This window comes from Variovorax boronicumulans, assembly GCF_030812215.1.
In the GTDB taxonomy this organism is placed as follows: Bacteria; Pseudomonadota; Gammaproteobacteria; order Burkholderiales; family Burkholderiaceae_C; genus Variovorax; species Variovorax boronicumulans_C.
Genome location: NZ_JAUSSG010000011.1, coordinates 78,708 through 97,031 on the forward strand (window position 1 = coordinate 78,708; position 18,324 = coordinate 97,031).

General features: G+C 66.1%; 17 protein-coding genes. 6 read left to right on the top strand and 11 right to left on the bottom strand.

All coding sequences use genetic code 11. The features are described from left to right. Positions 1-333: 333 nt before the first annotated feature. From J2W23_RS26210 to J2W23_RS26225, 4 genes are all read left to right on the top strand, one after another. Positions 334-924, top strand: coding sequence for a TRAP transporter small permease (locus tag J2W23_RS26210; RefSeq protein WP_307650829.1), 591 nt, complete (start codon positions 334-336; stop codon positions 922-924). Further along, positions 921-2,219, top strand: a complete 1,299-nt coding sequence (locus J2W23_RS26215) for a TRAP transporter large permease (RefSeq protein ID WP_206177170.1) — start codon at positions 921-923, stop codon at positions 2,217-2,219. Before J2W23_RS26210 ends, J2W23_RS26215 begins: the two co-directional genes overlap by 4 nt. A gap of 36 nt (positions 2,220-2,255) precedes the next feature. After that, complete coding sequence (locus J2W23_RS26220) at positions 2,256-3,293, top strand: DctP family TRAP transporter solute-binding subunit (protein ID WP_307650830.1); 1,038 nt, start codon at positions 2,256-2,258, stop codon at positions 3,291-3,293. 248 nt (positions 3,294-3,541) lie between these two features. After that, entirely contained in the window at positions 3,542-4,600 is a 1,059-nt protein-coding gene (locus tag J2W23_RS26225) for a nucleoside hydrolase (protein WP_307650831.1), read from the top strand. A gap of 78 nt (positions 4,601-4,678) precedes the next feature. Here the strand turns inward: J2W23_RS26225 and J2W23_RS26230 are convergent, their stop codons facing one another. The 6 genes from J2W23_RS26230 to J2W23_RS26255 all read right to left on the bottom strand — a co-directional run bounded on the left by J2W23_RS26230 (position 4,679) and on the right by J2W23_RS26255 (position 10,703). After that, positions 4,679-5,416 (bottom strand): amino acid ABC transporter ATP-binding protein, encoded by a 738-nt coding sequence (locus tag J2W23_RS26230; protein WP_056576214.1) that lies wholly within the window; start codon positions 5,414-5,416, stop codon positions 4,679-4,681. A gap of 35 nt (positions 5,417-5,451) precedes the next feature. Next, entirely contained in the window at positions 5,452-6,141 is a 690-nt protein-coding gene (locus J2W23_RS26235) for an amino acid ABC transporter permease (RefSeq protein WP_176660067.1), read from the bottom strand. Between the two features lies 1 nt (position 6,142). Continuing rightward, positions 6,143-6,874, bottom strand: coding sequence for an amino acid ABC transporter permease (locus tag J2W23_RS26240; protein WP_176660066.1), 732 nt, complete (start codon positions 6,872-6,874; stop codon positions 6,143-6,145). A gap of 91 nt (positions 6,875-6,965) precedes the next feature. After that, positions 6,966-7,865, bottom strand: coding sequence for an amino acid ABC transporter substrate-binding protein (locus J2W23_RS26245; protein ID WP_176660065.1), 900 nt, complete (start codon positions 7,863-7,865; stop codon positions 6,966-6,968). Between the two features lie 182 nt (positions 7,866-8,047). Further along, a complete protein-coding gene (locus J2W23_RS26250) occupies positions 8,048-9,514 on the bottom strand; it encodes an aspartate ammonia-lyase (protein WP_307650832.1) in 1,467 nt (488 codons plus the stop codon). 196 nt (positions 9,515-9,710) lie between these two features. Beyond that, on the bottom strand, positions 9,711-10,703 hold the full coding sequence (locus J2W23_RS26255; RefSeq protein WP_307650833.1) for a LysR substrate-binding domain-containing protein: 993 nt from the start codon (positions 10,701-10,703) through the stop codon (positions 9,711-9,713). Between the two features lie 61 nt (positions 10,704-10,764). On the opposite strand from J2W23_RS26255, the gene J2W23_RS26260 reads away from it, so the two are divergent. Continuing rightward, on the top strand, positions 10,765-12,207 hold the full coding sequence (locus J2W23_RS26260; protein WP_307650834.1) for an amidase: 1,443 nt from the start codon (positions 10,765-10,767) through the stop codon (positions 12,205-12,207). Positions 12,208-12,236: 29 nt separating this feature from the next. Here J2W23_RS26260 and J2W23_RS26265 read toward each other — a convergent pair whose 3' ends face one another. Then, complete coding sequence (locus J2W23_RS26265; RefSeq protein ID WP_176660061.1) at positions 12,237-13,175, bottom strand: 2-hydroxyacid dehydrogenase; 939 nt, start codon at positions 13,173-13,175, stop codon at positions 12,237-12,239. A gap of 43 nt (positions 13,176-13,218) precedes the next feature. After that, a complete protein-coding gene (locus J2W23_RS26270; protein ID WP_307650923.1) occupies positions 13,219-15,051 on the bottom strand; it encodes an ABCB family ABC transporter ATP-binding protein/permease in 1,833 nt (610 codons plus the stop codon). A 41-nt stretch (positions 15,052-15,092) separates the two neighbouring features. Between J2W23_RS26270 and J2W23_RS26275 the strand changes: the two genes are divergently transcribed. Next, positions 15,093-15,521 carry an acyl-CoA thioesterase gene (locus tag J2W23_RS26275; RefSeq protein ID WP_307650835.1) on the top strand — a complete coding sequence of 143 codons (429 nt, stop codon included), beginning with the start codon at positions 15,093-15,095 and terminating at the stop codon, positions 15,519-15,521. Between the two features lie 85 nt (positions 15,522-15,606). Here the strand turns inward: J2W23_RS26275 and J2W23_RS26280 are convergent, their stop codons facing one another. The 3 genes from J2W23_RS26280 to J2W23_RS26290 all read right to left on the bottom strand — a co-directional run bounded on the left by J2W23_RS26280 (position 15,607) and on the right by J2W23_RS26290 (position 18,307). Next, positions 15,607-16,764, bottom strand: coding sequence for an ABC transporter substrate-binding protein (locus J2W23_RS26280; protein ID WP_373423988.1), 1,158 nt, complete (start codon positions 16,762-16,764; stop codon positions 15,607-15,609). Positions 16,765-16,910: 146 nt separating this feature from the next. Beyond that, on the bottom strand, positions 16,911-17,675 hold the full coding sequence (locus tag J2W23_RS26285; RefSeq protein ID WP_176660058.1) for an enoyl-CoA hydratase: 765 nt from the start codon (positions 17,673-17,675) through the stop codon (positions 16,911-16,913). 38 nt (positions 17,676-17,713) lie between these two features. Then, positions 17,714-18,307: a 2-hydroxychromene-2-carboxylate isomerase gene (locus J2W23_RS26290; protein WP_307650837.1), complete on the bottom strand. Its 594-nt coding sequence runs from the start codon at positions 18,305-18,307 to the stop codon at positions 17,714-17,716. Positions 18,308-18,324 lie beyond the last annotated feature (17 nt).

Genomic DNA, 18,324 nt, shown 5'->3' on the forward strand with positions numbered 1-18,324 from the left:
CGTCCATCTGCAATCCGCCACAGCGGTCGAGCCGCCGACCTCACAGCCGCACTCATCGTGCACAGGGCGTCGGGTACTCCCCGCAGCGAAATAAAGGAGGAGCCCGAAGGGCGGGGGACATTCGCGGAGGGGAGTACCCGGCGCCCTGTGCACACACACCCGAAGTGCCTTCCACAAGCCCCAAAAGGAAGACCCCAGCTAAGGAAACCCCCGATACATGAATGGTCATCGACCCTCTAGCATCGGCTACTGCTCCTCCCTGTCGAGGTGTACGGATCGCGTCCCGGCGTCCGCCCGGCGACAAGCGCGTCTGCCTCACCTGCCCTTCCTGCGATGACAACTCCTCCCGAGTCCGGCCCCACGCTGGACGCCGCCAGTCCCCTCCCCCCCGACATCGAAGCCGCCGACGAACCCACCAAGGTGCCGCTCGCCATCGAGGACTGGCTCACCGTCATCATCATGGGCGCGCTCGCGCTCATCACCTTTGCCAACGTGCTGGTGCGCTACTTCACCGACTCGTCCTTCGCGTGGACGGAAGAGTTCTCGGTGTTCCTCATGATCATGCTGGCGCTGGTGGCGGGCTCGGCCGCCGTGGCGCGCGACCGGCACATCCGCATCGAGTACTTCTCCGAAAGCGGCTCGATGGCACGGCGCAAGCGCCTGGCGCAGTTCGGCGCACTGATGATCGCGATCCTCTTCGGCCTGATCGGCGCGCTCAGCATCCGCATGGTGTGGGACGACTACCGCTTCGAGGAAACCACGCCGGGCATCGGGCTGCCGGCCTGGTGGTATTCGATCTGGCTGCCGATCGTGTCCTTCGCCATCGCGGGGCGCGCCATCGGCCTCATGGTCCGGCGCGGGCGCAAGACGAACTATCAGTCGGACGACAGCAACACCAACAGCAGCAAGGGCGAAGCCAAGTGATCGCCACCCTGCTCTTCGTTGCCTTCGTGCTGATGATGCTGGTGGGCGTGCCCATCGGCGCCGCGCTCGGCCTGGCGGGCGCCGCCTGCATCGCGCTCGCCAACAGCGACGCCCAGTGGTTCGGCCTGCTGGCCGTGCCGCAGAACTTCTATGCGGGCCTGGGCAAGTACCCGCTGCTTGCCATTCCGATGTTCGTGCTGGTGGGCTCCATCTTCGACCGCTCAGGCGTGGCGCTGCGGCTGGTGAACTTCGCGGTCGCCATCGTGGGGCGCGGCCCCGGCATGCTGCCGTTGGTGGCAATTGCGGTGGCGATGTTCCTCGGCGGCATCTCGGGCTCGGGCCCGGCCAATGCCGCCGCCGTGGGCGCGGTGATGATTGCGGCCATGTCGCGCGCCGGCTACCCGGCCGCGTTCTCGGCCAGCGTGGTGGGGGCCGCCGCGGCCACCGACATCCTGATCCCGCCCTCGGTCGCGTTCATCGTGTACTCGGTGCTGGTGCCCGGCGCCTCGGTGCCGGCGCTGTTCGCGGCCGGCATGATCCCGGGCGTGATGGCCGGCCTCGCGTTGATGATCCCGGCTGTGTGGCTGGCGCGCACGCACAAGATGGGCGCGCTCGAGGCGACGCTGCCGCGCCCGCCGTTCTGGAAGAGCTTTCGCGAAGCCATCTGGGGCCTTGCGGCGCCGGTGCTCATCCTCGGCGGCATGCGCGCGGGCTGGTTCACGCCGACCGAAGCGGCGGTGGTCGCGGTGTTCTACGGCCTCTTCGTGGGCATGTGCATCCACCGGACCATCAAGGTGCGCGACCTGTTCGTCATCTTGCGCGAATCGGGCGAGCTCTCGGCGGTGATCCTGCTGGTGGTGTCGCTCGCGGGCATCTTCGCGTACTCGCTCTCGACGCTGGGCATCATCGATCCGGTGACGCGGGCCATCGTGAATTCGGGGCTGGGCGAATACGGCATCCTCGCGCTGCTGATCCTGCTGCTCATCACCGTGGGCATGTTCCTCGACGGCGTTTCGATCTTCCTCATCTTCGTGCCGCTGTTGCTGCCCATCGTGCAGTACTACAAGTGGGACCCGGTGTGGTTCGGCGTGATCCTCACGCTGAAGGTCGCGCTCGGGCAGTTCACGCCGCCGCTCGCAGTCAACCTCATGGTCTCGTGCCGCATCGCGAAGGTGCGCATGGAAGAGACCGTGCGCTGGGTGGGCTGGATGCTGTTCTCGATGTTCGTGGTGATGGTGCTGGTCATCGCATTCCCCGAGTTGGCGCTCTGGCTGCCGCGCAAGCTCGGCTACTGATTTTTTCGTTCCATCTACAAAGAGGAGACCTTTCAAATGAAATTCCGCCGCACCCTGCTGGGCCTCGCCGCTGTCGCCGCCACGCTCGGCCTCTTCTCGACCGGCGCCATGGCGCAGGCCGCCTACAAGCCCGAGTACAAGATGTCGCTGGTGCTCGGCCCGCCGACGCCCTGGGGCCAGGCCGGAAAGATCTGGGCCGACCTCGTGAAGGAGCGCACCCAGGGCCGCATCAACATCAAGCTGTACCCCGGCGTGTCGCTCATTCAAGGCGACCAGACGCGCGAGTTCAGCGCGCTGCGCCAGGGCGTGATCGACATGGCCGTGGGCTCGACCATCAACTGGTCGCCGCAGGTCAAGCAGCTCAACCTGTTCTCGATGCCATTCCTCATGCCCGACTACGCGGCCATCGACGCGCTCACGCAGGGCGATGTGGGCGCGCAGATCTTCAAGACCCTGGACAAGTCCGGCGTGGTGCCGCTGGCCTGGGGCGAGAACGGCTACCGTGAAATCACCAACTCCAAGAAGCCGATCAAGTCCCCCGAAGACTTGAAGGGCATGAAGATCCGCGTGGTCGGCTCGCCGATCTATTCGGACATGTTCACCGCGCTCGGCGCCAACCCCACGCAGATGAGCTGGGCCGATGCGCAGCCCGCGCTCGCGAGCGGCGCGGTCGACGGGCAGGAGAACCCGCTGTTCCTCTTCACCGTGCTCAAGATGCACACCGTGGGCCAGAAGTTCGTGACCACCTGGGGCTACGTGGCCGACCCGCTGGTCTTCGTGGTGAACAAGGAAATCTGGGCCTCGTGGACACCGGCCGACCAGGCCATCGTGCGCCAGGCCGCCGTCGATGCGGGCAAGCAGGAAATCGCGATCGCCCGCAAGGGCCTCGTGGAAGCCGACAAGCCGGTGCTGAAGGACATCGCCGCCATGGGCGTGACGGTGACCAGCCTCACGCCGGCCGAGCGCGAGGCGTTCGTGAAAGCGACGCGCCCGGTGTACGACAAGTGGAAGTCGACGGTCGGCGCCGATCTCGTGGCGCAGGCCGAGAAGGCGATTGCCGCGCGCAAGAAGTAAGCGGCGTTTTCACAACACTGCGAGGGCTTCGATGGCCTCGCCAAGGCCCCGCTTGCGGGGCCTTTCCTTTGCCGGCTGCGCACTTTCAACTGCAACGAAAATGGCGGGCGAAATCCTTGGTTTGCGGATCGCCGATGGCCCTGCGGCATCGGCCCGAAACACGCCTTCGATTTCATGCCGCCGACGCGAAGGGCTCTGGCAGACTGGTTTTCACCGCGCGTTTTCTCGCGCTTCAAGGAAGCCATTTCATGCCTCTCTCTTCGCGCTGGAAAGCCGACCTCTCTTCGTTCCTTCTCGCGGGATTCGCCCTCTTGATGACCACCAGCATCGCCCCGACCGCAGCCCATGCCGCCGACGCCAACACGACGGTGCACACGCTCATCATCGACACCGACCCCGGCGCCGATGACGTGATCGCGCTGCTGTTCGCCATGGCCTCGCCCGAGCGGCTGAAGATCCAGGCGCTGACCACCGTGGCCGGCAACGTGCCGCTCGCCAAGACCTCGCGCAACGCGCGCCTCGCACGCGAGTGGGCCAAGCGCCCCGACATTCCGGTCTACGCCGGCGCACCGCGCCCCTTGCTGCGCACACCGATCTACGCGGCCGACGTGCACGGCAGCGAAGGCATCACGGGCGTGAAGGTGTTCGAGCCGAAGCAGCCGCTGGCCGATGGCAATGCGGTCGACTACCTGATCCGCACGCTGCGCGCCGCGCCCGAGAAGAGCGTGACGCTTGCGATGCTCGGACCGGAAACGAACCTGGCATTGGCGCTGACGCAAGCCCCCGACATCGTGCGCGGCCTGCGCGAGCTGGTGCTCATGGGCGGCGCGCACTTCAATGGCGGCAACATCACGCCAACCGCGGAGTTCAACGTGTTCGCCGATCCGCATGCGGCCGAGATCGTGCTCAAGAGCGGCGTGCCGATCACGATGCTGCCGCTGGACGTGACGCACAAGATCCTCACGAGCCCCGAGCGCATCGCGAAGCTGCGCGGCCTCGGCAACCAGGCGGGCAAGACGGTGGCCGACATCCTCGATGCCTATGTGCAGCACGACATGCAGTACTACGGCCTGCCCGGCGGCCCGGTGCACGATGCGACCGTGATCGCCTACCTGCTGCAGCCTTCGCTCTTCAAGGGCAGGCAGGTGAACGTGGAAGTCGACAGCCGCGAAGGCATCGGCTTCGGCCAGACGGCGGTCGACTGGTATGGTGGCCTCAAGCGCCCCGCCAACGTCAACTGGATCGCAGAGGGCGACGCGCAGGGCTTCTTCGATCTGCTGACGCAGCGCATCTCGCGCCTGCCCTGACGCCGGGGCGAGCCCCATGAAAAAAGCCACGCTGCAGAACAGCGTGGCTTTTGTCTTTCTTGAACCGCAGCGGATCGATCAGTGCTGCAGGATCTTGTTGAGGAAGTCCTTCGTGCGCGGCTGACGGTTCTCAGGGTGGTTGAAGAACTCGTCCTTCGGGCAGTCCTCAAGAATCTTGCCGCCGACGTCGATGAAGATCACGCGGCTCGCGACCTTGCGGGCGAAGGCCATTTCGTGCGTGACCACCATCATGGTCATGCCTTCCTTGGCCAGGCTCACCATCACGTCGAGCACTTCGCCGACCATCTCGGGGTCGAGCGCCGAGGTGGGTTCGTCGAACAGCATCACGATCGGGTCCATCGACAGCGCACGGGCAATCGCCACGCGCTGCTGCTGGCCGCCCGAGAGCTGGCCCGGGAACTTGTCCTTGTGCGCCATCAGGCCCACGCGGTCGAGCATCTTCAGGCCCCGGGTCTTGGCTTCGTCGGGCGTGCGGCCCAGCACCTTGATCTGCGCGATCGTGAGGTTCTCGGTCACCGACAGGTGCGGGAACAGCTCGAAGTGCTGGAACACCATGCCGACCTTGGAGCGCAGCTTGGGCAGGTTGGTCTTGGGGTCGTGCAGCGGGATGCCGTTGACGGTGATCTCGCCCTTCTGGAAGGGCTCGAGCGCGTTCACGGTCTTGATGAGCGTGGACTTGCCGGAACCCGACGGGCCGCACACCACCACCACGTCGCCCTTGGAGATGTTCACCGAGCAGTCGTTGAGCACCTGAACGGGGCCGTACCACTTGGAGACGTTCTTGATTTCGATCATTTTTTCGGACATATCTTTCTCTCCGGTTCAGCCTCTCAGCGAATGATGGCGATCTTCTTGTGCAGGCGCTTCACGAGCCAGGACAAGGCATAACACATGACGAAGTACACGACGGCTGCGAGCAGGTACGCCTCGATCGGGCGACCAAAGTTCTTGCCGGCGGTCTCGAAGCCCTTGAGCATGTCGTAGGCACCGATGGCGTAGACCAGCGAGGTGTCCTGGAACAGGATGATGGTCTGCGTGAGCAGCACCGGCAGCATGTTGCGGAACGCCTGCGGCAGCACCACCAGGCGCATGTTCTGGCCGTAGGTCATGCCCACCGCCTGGCCCGCATTCACCTGGCCGCGCGGGATCGACTGGATGCCCGCGCGCATGATCTCGGAGAAGTACGCCGCCTCGAACGCGACGAAGGTGATCACGGCCGAGATTTCGGAGCGGTAGTTCGAACCGAGCGAGCCGAACAGCGAATAGAACGACGCCGGCACGAGCAGGAAGAACCACAGGATCACCATCACCAGCGGGATGCTTCGCATGCCGTTGACGTAGAGCGCCGCGGGTGCGTCCAGCCACTTCTTGCCCGACAGGCGCATGAGCGCGAGGATCGTGCCGAAGATCACACCGCCAATGGTGGCCACCACCGTCAGCATGATGCTGAAGTAGAAGCCCTTGATGACGAAGTTGCTGATGACGTCCCAGTTGTAGAACGACAGGTCGAGATTCATCATGTCAGTGTCCTCCGCCGCCAGCGCTGGCCGAGACGATGAAGCCCGGCACGCGGGTCTTCTTCTCGATGTACGCCATGAGCCGGTTGATGGCCAGGGCCGACACCACGTAGCACGCCGTCACCGCCAGGTAGACCTCGATGCCGCGCGAGGTTTCTTCCTGCGCCTGCATCGCGAACATGGTGAGTTCGGTGACCGACACGGCGAACGCGACGGACGAGTTCTTGAAGATGTTCATCGTCTCGCTCGTGAGCGGCGGGATGATGATGCGGTAGGCCATCGGCAGGATCACGTAGCGGTAGTACTGCGTGGTGGTGAAGCCCACCGCCATGCCCGCGTAGCGCTGGCCCTTGGGCAGCGCCTGGATGCCCGAGCGCACCTGCTCGGCGATACGCGCCGAGGTGAAGAAGCCCAGCGCCAGCACCACCAGAATGAAGCTCGGCACGCTCTTCATCACCGGGATCAGCGCCGGAATGACGTGGTACCAGAGGAAGATCTGCACCAGCAGCGGGATGTTGCGAAAGAGCTCCACCCATGCGTTGCCGAAGCGCACCAGCCACGGGCTGTCGGGCAGCGTGCGGATGATGCCGATCAGCGAGCCCAGCACGAGCGCCACGACCAGCGCCAGCAGTGCAACGGACACCGTCCAGCCCCAGGCCGAGAGCATCCATTGCAGGTAGCTCGGATATTCCCCCCCGGGGTCCTGCAGGAAGACCTGCCAATCCCAGTTTCCCATTTCTTACTCCTTCACCGTCTTCGACAAAACCGTCCCTTGAAAAGAAACGCCCACCGCGAAAGGTGGGCGTCATTCACGCAGCGACGCGCGCTTATTCCTTGGTGACGTACTCTTCGGCGGGCTTGTCGTTCGGGTTGGCCCACGCGTTCTTGGTGGCTTCGCCCAGCGGCAGGTTGATCACGACGTTGGCCGGGGGAATCGGCTTCAGGAACCACTTGTCATAGAGCTTGGCGAGCTCGCCCGACTTGGCCTGGGCCTTGATGCTGTCGTCCACGGCCTTCTTGAAGGCCGGGTCGTCCTTGCGGATCATGATGCCGATGGGTTCCACGGCCAGCACGTCCGGCAGGATCTTGTAGTCCTTGGGCGACTTCGACTTGGCGGCCAGGGCAGCCAGGATCGAGCCGTCCATCACGAACGCGTCGGCACGGCCGGTTTCCAGCAGCAGGAAGCTGTCAGAGTGGTCCTTGCCGTAGACCTCCTTGAAGCTCAGGTTCTCGGCGCGCTTTTGCTTGCGCACGGTCTGCAGCGGCGTGGTGCCGGTGGTGGTGGCAACCGTCTTGTCCTTCAGGTCGGCCAGCGAGTTGATGCCCGAGTTGGCCTTGACGACGATCTTGGTTTCTTCGACGTAGGTGGTCACGCCGAAAGCCACGTCCTTCTGGCGGGTGGCGTTGTTGGTGGTGGAGCCGCACTCGATGTCCACGGTGCCGTTCTGCACGAGGGGAATGCGGTTCTGCGAGGTGACCGGCTGGTACTTGACTTCGAGCTTCTTGCCAACGGCCTTCTCCAGGTCCTTGATGATGTTGGCGCAGACGTCGTAGTGGAAGCCGGTGTACTGGCCGTTGCCCAGCGTGTACGACAGGCCGGAAGATTCGCGCACGCCTTCGGTGATGGTGCCCGAGGCCTTGATCTTGGCCAGGGTGTCATTGGCCTGCGCGAAGGCGCCGCTGGTGGCGAGCGCCGCGATCACCAATGCCATTGCTTGTTTTTTCATACAGAAAACTCCTGAGGGTGACTGAAACAGATACAACTAAATTCTAGACATACATATTTTGCGTGATACCCGGACCAACCCGGTGCATCCGGGGGGCATCCCGCCGTGCATTGCTGCACCGGCCGCGCGCATCGTGGCGCCAGCCTGGTGCGATCCTGCCTCCTGGCATTGTCCGACTTTCACTAAGCAGCCTTTATGCCCGAAGCCTGGCCCGAAGGCTCGGCAGCCGGGGGGACCGGTGCGGCGGACAGGCGCACCGGCTGGGTCAGGTTCTCTGGCACGAGCAGCGCCTCCATCTCGGCGCGCGTCATGATCCCGAGCGAATCCGCCACCAGATCGATGGGCCCGCCCGTGGCGAGCGCGGTCTTGGCGATGAGCGCGGCCTTCTCGTAGCCGATGAGCGGATTGAGCGCGGTGACCAGCGTGACCGACTCGCGCACCCGCTTGGCCAGGAACTCGCGATTGGCCTCGATGCCGTCCACGCAGTTCAGCTGCAGCGTGTTGCAGGCGTTGCCCAGGTGCTTGATGCTCTTGAAGAGGCTCCAGCCCATGATCGGCTCGAAGGCGTTGAGCTGCAGCTGGCCGGCCTCGGACGCCATGGTCACGGTGATGTCGTTGCCGATCACCTCGAAGGCCACCTGGTTCATCACTTCCGGGATCACCGGGTTGACCTTGCCCGGCATGATCGACGAGCCGGCCTGCCGAGCGGGCAAGCGGATTTCGCCGAAGCCGGCCTGCGGGCCGCTGGAGAGCAGGCGCAGGTCGTTGCAGGTCTTGCTGAGCTTGGTGGCCACGCGCTTCAGCACACCCGAAAGCTGCACGAAGGCACCCGTGTCCTGCGTGGCCTCGATGAGGTTGGCGGCTTGCTTCAAAGGCACGCCGGTCTGCTCGGCCAGGTACTGGCAGGCGAGGTTGGCATAGCCGTGCGGCGCATTGATGCCGGTGCCGATGGCGGTGGCGCCGAGGTTGATTTCCTCGATCAGCGCGCGGGCCTCGCCCAGCCGGGCTTCGTCTTCGCCGATCATGATCGCGTAGGTCAGGAACTCCTGGCCCAGCGTCATCGGCACGGCGTCCTGCAGCTGGGTGCGGCCGATCTTGAGGATGTCCTTGAACTCGAGCGCCTTGGCCTCGAAGCTGCGGCGCAGCGCGGCCATGGCGGCAAGCAGCTTGTCGATCGCGAACCACAGCGCCAGGCGCACCGCCGTGGGATACACGTCGTTGGTGCTCTGCGAGGCGTTGACGTGGTCGTTGGGATGCAGCACGTCGTAGCGCGCCTTCTCGTGGCCGAGCTTCTCGAGCGCGAGGTTGCAGATGACCTCGTTCGCGTTCATGTTGGTCGAGGTGCCGGCTCCGCCTTGGATGACGTCGACCACGAACTCGTCGAGCAGCTTGCCCTCGATGATGTCCTCGCAAGCCAGGATGATCGCGGCGGCGCGGTCGCGGTCGATGGCGCCCAGGTCGGCATTGGCGCGGGTGGCGGCCTTCTTCACGAAGGCCAGGGCGCGCACCAGGTCGGGCATGGCCGAGATGCGGGTGCCGGAGATCGCGAAGTTCTCGACGGCGCGCGCCGTGTGCACGCCCCAGTAGGCGGCGGCGGGAATCTGCTTCTCGCCGAGGAAGTCGTGTTCGGTCCTGAAATTGGCGCTCATACAGGTTCCTCGGCTAAAAAAAAGCACGCGAATGGCGCGTGCCTCGAATGATGCCGCCACTGCGGCTGAAGCGACTGAAATTGCGGCTGAAGAAAAACTGCCGCGACTGTAGTACCGCCGTGCTCACGGCGCCAATGCTGAATGCGGGGGGTCCTATGCGCTGCATTTATAGATTGTGCGGCGCACAAAACCCCGCTCAGCGGGCAGCCGGCTGGGTGCCGACGAGGTACGACCAGAGCGCATCCGCCGTGCGCTTGGGCTGGATTCCCTCGGACACCGCCGCCACCTTGGCGGAGCGCCCGTTGCCGGTCTTCACCGGCGCCGGCGCGCTCGGCCGCTCGCGGTAGGCGCGGATTTCCATCGTCGCCTCCAGGCTGTCGATCTCGGGCGGCAGCGCGCTCACGAGCTTGCGAGCCTTGATCTCCTTGCGCACTGCGCTCTGCGGCAGGAAAGCGATACCGTGGCCTTCGAGCGCCATGACCTTCAGGCCTTCGGCCATGTCGGTTTCGTAGACGCGGTCGAGGTGGATGGCGGTGCCCGATTCCTTGAGCAACTGGTCGACCACGCGGCCCAGGTAGGCGCCGGGTGCGTAGCCCAGGTAGGGCAGCGGCTGGCCCGGGCGGCCCGGCAGCCGGTAGCGCGGCGCGCCGTCGGCATCGGCCTTGACCCAGGGGGCCACGGTTTCCTCGCCGAGGCTGACCATCTCGTACTTGTTGTTGTCCAGCTGCAGCGGCTGCGAGGGGTGGTGGTAGGCGATCAGCAGGTCGCAGCTGCCTTCGACCAGCCGCAACACCGCGTCGTGCACGTTGAGCGCGATGAGCCGGCTCTTGATCGGCCCGAAGTGCTCGCGCAGGCTGGTGACCCACGAGGGAAAGAAGGTGAAGGCCAGCGTGTGCGGCACGGCGATCTCGATCACGTCCTGCCCGGCGGCCGAGTGGCCGCGCAGCATGGCCCGGGTGCTCTGCAGCGACTGCAGCATCTCGATGGCCTGGCTGTAGAGCGTCTGGCCTGCGGGCGTGAGGCGCGTAGGGTAGGAGCTGCGGTCGACGAGGTCGGTGCCGGCCCAGCCTTCGAGCGCCTGGATGCGGCGGGAGAACGCCGGCTGCGTCACGTGCCTCAACTGGGCCGAGCGGCTGAAGCTGCGGGTCTCCGCCAAGCTGATGAAGTCTTCAAGCCACTTTGTTTCCATGAGTGACGATTATGCGAGCGCCGCGCCATACTGGGCGCCTCCTCCTTTACCCGCATCCGCCATGCCTTCAGACGACCTGCTCGCCCTCAGTGCCACCGAACTCTCGCGCCGCATCGCGGCCCGCGAGGTGTCCTGCCAGGAACTCATGCAGGCGTCGCTGGGCCGCATCGAGGCGCTGAACCCGCGCTTCAACGCCATCGTCTCGCTGCGGGAGCCGGAACAGCTGCTGGCCGAAGCCGGCGAGCGCGATGCCGAACTGGCGCGCGGCGAACGGCGCGGCTGGATGCACGGCTTTCCGCTCGCGGTGAAGGACCTGAGCCACGCCGCCGGGCTGCCGACCTCGATGGGCTCCCCGCTGTCGCCGCGCTCGCCTTCGCGCATCGACAGCCTGCACGTGGCCAGGGCGCGTGCCGCCGGTGCCATCGTCATCGGCAAGACCAACACGCCCGAGTTCGGCCTCGGCTCGCACACCTACAACACGGTGTTCGGCATCACCCGCAACGCCTATGCGCCGGAGCGCAGCGCGGGCGGCAGCAGCGGCGGCGCGGCCGTGGCACTGGCACTGGGCATGCTGCCGGTGGCGGACGGCAGCGACATGATGGGGTCGCTGCGCAACCCCGCCGGCTTCAACAACGTGATCGGCATGCGGCCCTCGCGCGGGCGCGTGCCCGGCGATCCGGAGCAGGAGCTGTTCTTCCAGCAACTGAGCACCGAAGGCCCGATGGCCCGCACGGTGGAAGACACGGCGCGGCTGCTCGCGGTGCAGTCGGGCTTCGACGGGCGCGTGCCGCTGTCATCGCCGCACGCCCTGCCCTCGCCCGACGACATCGCGCTCGATGGCGACGGCAAGGGCCTTCGCATCGGCTGGCTCGGCAGCATCTGGCCCGAGCTGCCGCTCGCGCCCGGCATCCGCGAACTCGGCGAGAAGGCGCTCGACACCTTCCGCAGCATCGGCTGCGAGGTGGAGCCCTGCACGCTCGACGTGCCGCGCGAACACAACTGGAGCGCGTGGCTGCGGCTGCGGCAGCTGCTGGTCGGCGGCAAGCTCGGCGCGTACCTGAGCGATCCGAAGCTGTTCGCGCAGCTCAAGCCCGAGGCACAGTGGGAAATCGAGCAGAGCCGGCACCTGGATGCGGCCTCGCTGTACCAGGCCTCTCTCTATCGCTCGAACGTGTATCGCGCATTCCTGAAGCTCTTCGAGCGCTTCGACTTCGTCGTGGCGCCGACCGCGCAGGTCTTTCCGTTCGATGCCGAACTGCACTGGCCCGCCGAAGTGGACGGGGTGAAGAGCGACACGTACCACCGCTGGATGGAAATCGTCACGCCGTTCACGCTGGCGGGGCTGCCGACGCTGAATGTGCGCGCCGGGTTCGGTGAAGGCGGCCTGCCGATGGGCCTGCAACTCGCCGGGCCGATCCACTCGGACCTCGACGTGCTGCGGCTCGGGCATGCGTATGACCAGGCCTGCGGCTGGGGCGCGCGGCGCCCGTCGGCTTTGGCTTGACTCCCCCTCTGAGGGAGGGAGCAAGACCTTCAGATCGGCGTCAAGACGCCGCGCCCCGCGAAGTGCCCTTCGGCATTCGCGAGGAAGTGGTCCACCGACTTCTGCGTCGCCTCGGGCGACCAGCCGGCCATGTGCGGCGTCAGCAGGATGTTGTCCAGGCCGATGAGCTGCTCGGGCCGCTTGGGTTCGCTCTCGTACACGTCGAGCCCCGCGCCCGCGATGCGGTTCTCGCGCAGCGCAGCAGCCAGCGCCTCGGTGTCGACCACGCTGCCGCGGCCGATGCTCACGAGGTAGCCCTGCGGCCCCAGCGCATCGAGCACTTCGGCGTTGACCAGGTGCTTCGTCGCCGGCCCACCCGGCGCGGCGAGCACCAGGAAGTCGGCCCAGGCGGCGAGCGACTTCAGGTCGTCGAAGTAGCGGTGCGTCGCGCCTTCGCGCGGCTTCCTGTTGTGATAGCCGATCTCCATGTCGAACGCGGCGGCGCGCTTGGCGATCTTCTGGCCGATGGTGCCGAGCCCCAGGATGCCGAGCTTCTTGCCCGACACGTTCGGCGGCTGCGGAATGGCCTCGCGCCACACGCCTTCGCGGCACAGCCGGTCGAGCTTGCGGAACTCGCGCACGATGCCGATCAGGAGGCCGAAGGCGTGGTCGGCCACGCAGTCGTCGTTGGTGCCCGCGCCGTTGGCGGTGACGATGCCACGGGCGCGCGTGACTTCGAGCGGCACGCATTCGTAACCCGCGCCCAGGCAGCAGATCAGCTCGAGCGCCGGCATGGCCGCGATTTCCTCGGGCGTGATGCCGATCACGCCGATGGTCAGCACCGCGCGGAATGTCTTGCCGCGCTCGGCAATCGCGGCGGCCCGCGCGGCGGGATCGAAGGCGTAGGTCACGTCGTAAACCTCGGCAAGCTGGGCCTGGTGGGCGCTCGAGAGGCTGTTGAGCACCAGCAGGGGAATCTTGGTCGACACGTCTGAACTCCTGGATCGAGAGGGAAGGGGTTGAATGATCGGGCTAGAGCAGCGGCGCCGCTTCGCTCTTCTGCAAAGCCCACATCTGGGCGTAGCGGCCTTGTTTGGCGAGCAGTTCGGCGTGCGTGCCGCGCTCGACGATCACGCCGGATTCGAGCACCAGGATCTCGTGCGCATCGACCACCGTCGACAGGCGGTGCGCGATGACCAGCGTGGTCTTGTCCTGCGCGGCGCTCTTGAGCTCCGATTGGATGGCGCGCTCGTTGGCCGAGTCGAGCGCCGAGGTGGCCTCGTCGAAGATCACGATCGGCGGGTTCTTCAAGAGCGTGCGCGCGATGGCCACGCGCTGCTTCTCTCCCCCCGAGAGCTTGAGGCCGCGCTCGCCCACGGTCGTTTCGTAGCCCATGGGCGTGGCCGAGATGAAGTCGTGGATGCGCGCGGCCCGCGCTGCGCCTTCGACCTCTTCGCGCGTCGCACCCGGGCGACCGTAGGCGATGTTGTATTCGACCGTGTCGTTGAAGAGCACCGTGTCCTGCGGCACGATGCCGATCGCGCGGCGCACGCTCGACTGGGTGACCTCGCGGATGTCTTCACCGCCGATGGTGATGCGGCCCTGCTGCACGTCGTAGAAGCGATAGAGCAGCCGCGCCAGCGTGGACTTGCCCGAGCCCGACGGGCCGACCACCGCCACCGTCTTGCCGGCCGGGATCTCGAAACTCACATGCTTGAGGATCGGCCGCGCGGGTTCGTAGGCAAAGCTCACGTCCTCGAAGCGAATGGTGGAGTCGGCACCGGCCAGGGGCTGCGCGGTGGGCGCATCGCGCACCTCGCGCTCTTTCTCCATCAGCACGAACATCTTGTCCAGGTCGGTCAGGCTCTGCTTGATCTCGCGGTAGATCACGCCCAGGAAATTGAGCGGTATGTAGAGCTGGATCATGAAGGCGTTGACCATCACCAGGTCGCCCAGCGTCATGCGCCCCTCGACCACGCCCGAGGTGGCGCGCCACAGCATCAGCACCAGGCTCACCGCAATCAGCAGCTGCTGCCCGGTGTTGAGCATGCTCAGCGTGCGCTGGCTCTTGATGGCGGCCTTGCGGTAGCGGTCCAGGCTCGCGTCATAGCGCCTGGCCTCGAACTCCTCGTTGTTGAAGTACTTGACCGTCTCGTAGTTCAAAAGCGAATCGACCGCGCGGCTCTGGGCCGTGGAGTCGAGCTCGTTCATGGTCTTGCGGAACTGGGTGCGCCACTCGGTCACGGTCACCGTGAAGGTGATGTAGAGCACCAGCGCCGCCACGGTGATCCACACGAACAGCGAGTCGAACTTCACGCCCAGGATCGTGAGCACCAGCGCGAGCTCGATGATGGTGGGCACGATGCTGTAGAGCGACATCGAGATCAGCGAATGCACGCCGCGCGTGCCGCGCTCGATGTCGCGCGTCATGCCGCCGGTCTGGCGCTCCAGGTGGAAGCGCAGGCTCAGCGAATGCAGGTGGCCGAACACCTCCAGCGCGATCTGCCGCGCCGTGCCTTCGGTGGCCTTGGCGAAGATCAGTTCGCGCAGCTCACCGAAGAGGGCCGTGGAAAAGCGCAGGAGGCCATAGGCGAGCAGGAGGCCGATCGGCACGATCAGGAGCGCCTGCGCCATGTCCGGCTTGGGCGTCATCGTGTCGATGAGGTTCTTCAGCAGCACCGGCACGCCCACGTTGGCCACCTTGGCGCCCACCATGAACGCGAGCGCGGCCATCACGCGCCACTTGTATTGCCAGAGATACGGGAAGAGCCGGCGCAGCGTCGCCCAGTCGGAACGATCGCTTTTCGCCGGGGGATGGCCGGAGACGGTAGGGGAAGGAGGAAGGGCTTCGCCACTGCGGCGCATGAGGGACAATCGTGGTTGTTGTTTGTTGTCAGATTGTGCCCATGTCAGATACTTCCAGTGCTGCCGCCGCAGCGACCCTCAAAAGCCTGCCCACCGACATGGAGCTGGTGCTCAAGGTCATCCCGATGCCGGCGGACTGCAATGCCAACGGCGACATCTTCGGCGGCTGGGTCATGGCCCAGTGCGACCTGGCCGGTTCGGTGATTCCGGCGCGCTACGCCAAGGGGCGGCAGGCCACGGTGGCGGTCAACGAGTTCATCTTCAAGCAGCCGGTGCGGCTGGGCGACATTCTCTCGTTCTATTCGAAACTGGTGCGCATCGGGCGCACCTCGGTCACGGTCACGGTCGAGGTGTTTGCCGAGCGCTTCCGGGCGCAGGGCGAGTACATCAAGGTGACGCAGGCCACCTTCACCTACGTGGCGATCGACGACAACGGCCGGCCGCGCGTCATCGAACAACAGCCCACCTGAGAACCCAAACCGTTCGGGCTGAGCTTGTCGAAGCCCTGCGCCCACACTTCGACAAGCTCAGTGCGAACGGCTCTGCGACCTCCCATCAGACACCCGGGTCGCGCACGCGCTCGAAGCGCTCGAACTCGCGGTTGACCCAGCGCCCGTCGCGCCGCTCGGTGCGGCGGATGTAGACGGTCTGCACGATGTCGCGGGTGTGGGCGTCGATCTCGATCGGGCCGCGCGGGCTCTCGAACTTCAGGCCCCGGAAGGCGTCGACCAGCCGTTCCCCGCTCGCATTGCCGCGCACGCCAGGCGAGGTCATCGCGGCATCGATGGCCGCAAGCGCATCGTGCGCCGCCACCGCGAAATAGCCCGGCCGCAAATGGCTGCCGTATTCCGTCTCGAAGACACCCGTGAAGCGGCGGTTGGCCGGCGATTCGTGGGCGAACGAATAGTGGTGGCTGGTCACGAGCCCGTCGGCCAGTTCGCCGATGCCCTGCAGGTAGTGGTCGTCGGTGGCGTCGCCCGTCGCGAGCAGGCGGATGCCGGTGTCGGCCATGCCGCGGTCGCGCCAGAACTTGAGGAAGGTCGCCGGCATCTGCCCCGAGGGCAGGAAGAAGAACACCGCCTGCGGCTTGAGCTCGCGCAGCCGCAGCATGTAGGCCGAGTAGTCGAGCGTGTTGAGCGGCACCCGCAGCATTGCGCCGACCTGCCCGCCGCCGGCGGTGATGCCCGCGACGAAGGCGCTTTCCGCATCCACGCCCGATGCGTAGTCGGCCACCACGGTGCAGACATCGCGCAGGCCCTGCTGCAGCGCCCAGCGCGCGAGCGGCAGCGTGACCTGGGCGATGGTGAACGACAGCCGCACGGCATAAGGACAGCGCGCCGTGATGCCGGAGGACGCCGCGTTCATCACCACCAGCGGCAGCTTCGCCTGCACGGCGACGGTGCCGACTGCGTATGCGTTGGAGCTGAAGTCCAGGCCGGCGAGCAGGTCGACGCGCTCGTTCTCCACGAGGTCTTGCGCATTGCGGCGCGCCTGCTCGGGTGCGCTGCCCGGCACGTCGCGGCGCAGCAGCTCGACCGGCCGCCCCGCGATCTGCTGGTTGTGCGCGGCCAACCAGACCGACATGCCCGCATCGAACTGGCGCCCGCCGCCCGCATAAGGGCCGGACCAGGAACCGATGATGCCGATGCGCAGCGGGCGGACCCGTGCGAGGACCACGGAAGGGGCCGCCAAGGCGCCCGCGAGCAAACCCAAAGTACGCCTGCGTGCGCGGTCGATTGCTACTTTTTCAGTAGCACCACAGGCCCGCTGGACGGGCGTTTCGGAGGGTCTTGTCTCGAAAACTTGCACGGCAGACAGTGTAAGGGGGCACTGTCTGCAGGCCAACGCGGGAGGAACCCTCAGAGCTTCGAGAAATCGGGCTTGCGCTTCTCCATGAAGGCACCAAACGCTTCCTTGGCGGCCGGCTCGCGCAGCATGCGGCCGAAGCTCGCGCCCTCTTCGCCCATGCGTTCGAGCACGGCGGGCAGTTGCGCCTTCTTCAGCAGGCGCTTGGTCTCGACCAGCGCGCTCAGCGGCTTGGCCGCGAGCTTGCGGGCCTGCGTTTGCGCGATGCCGTTGGCTTCGGTCGGTGGCACGACGCGGTTGACCAGGCCCACTTCGAGCGCGGCTTCGGCCATGAAAGGCTCGCCCAGCAGCAGCGCCTCGGCCGCGCGGTGGTAGCCGAGCATCTGCGGCACGAGCAGGCTCGACGCCGCTTCGGGACACAGGCCGAGGTTCACGAAAGGCATCGAGAAAGCCGCGTTGTCGCCGGCATAAACGAGGTCGCAATGGAACAGCATCGTGGTGCCGATGCCCACGGCCGGGCCGCAGACGGCCGCCACGATGGGCTTCGGAAAGGTCGCGATGCCGCGCAGGAACCGGAACACCGGCGATTCCTGGGTGGCGGGCGGCGCGTTGAGGAAGTCGCCGATGTCGTTGCCCGCGCTGAAGATCGTCGGATCGCCCTGGATCAGCACGCAGCGCACCGCGGCTTCGGTCTCGGCCGTGGCCAGCGCGTCGGCCAGCTCGGCGTACATGCCGCTGGTGATCGAGTTCTTCTTGTCGACGCGGTTGAAGGTGATGGTCATCACACCGGCTTCGGTGTGGACGAGGATGTCGCTCATGGGAATGGTCCTTGGGTAAAAACGGTTGTCGACGACGCTCAGGCGTCGAGTGCCTCGCGCACGAAATCCAGGCGGTCCTGGCCCCAGAACATCTGGTCGCCGACGAACATGGTGGGGGCGCCGAACACGCCGCGCTCCACCGCTTCCTGCGTGACGGCCTTGAGGCGGTCTTTCACTTCCTGCGCGCCGGCCAGCGCGAGCAATGCGGTGGCGTCGAAGCCCGCATTTTGCAAGACGGCGCCGACCGTCGCCGGGTCGTTGAGGTTCTGCGGCTCGACCCACATCGCGTGGTAGACCGCATCGACGTACGCACCGAAGCGCGCCGGCTCCTTCATCTGCAGGCCGGTGGCGCCGCGCATCAGCAGCAGCGTGTTGATCGGGAAGTGCGGGTTGTGCACGAACGGCACGCCGTAGCGCCTGGCGAAGCGCTTCAAGTCGACGTTCATGTACGGGCCCTTGGGCTTGATCTCCGCGGGCGAATGGTTGCCGGTGGCCTGGAACACGCCGCCCAGCAGCATGGGCTTCCACACCAGTTCGGCGCCGGTGTCCGCGCACACATGCGGCAGTTGCGTCGCGGCCAGGTAGGCGGCGGGGCTGCCGAAGTCGAAATAGAACTCGACGGTCTTTGTCATGGGCGTCTCCGGATCTC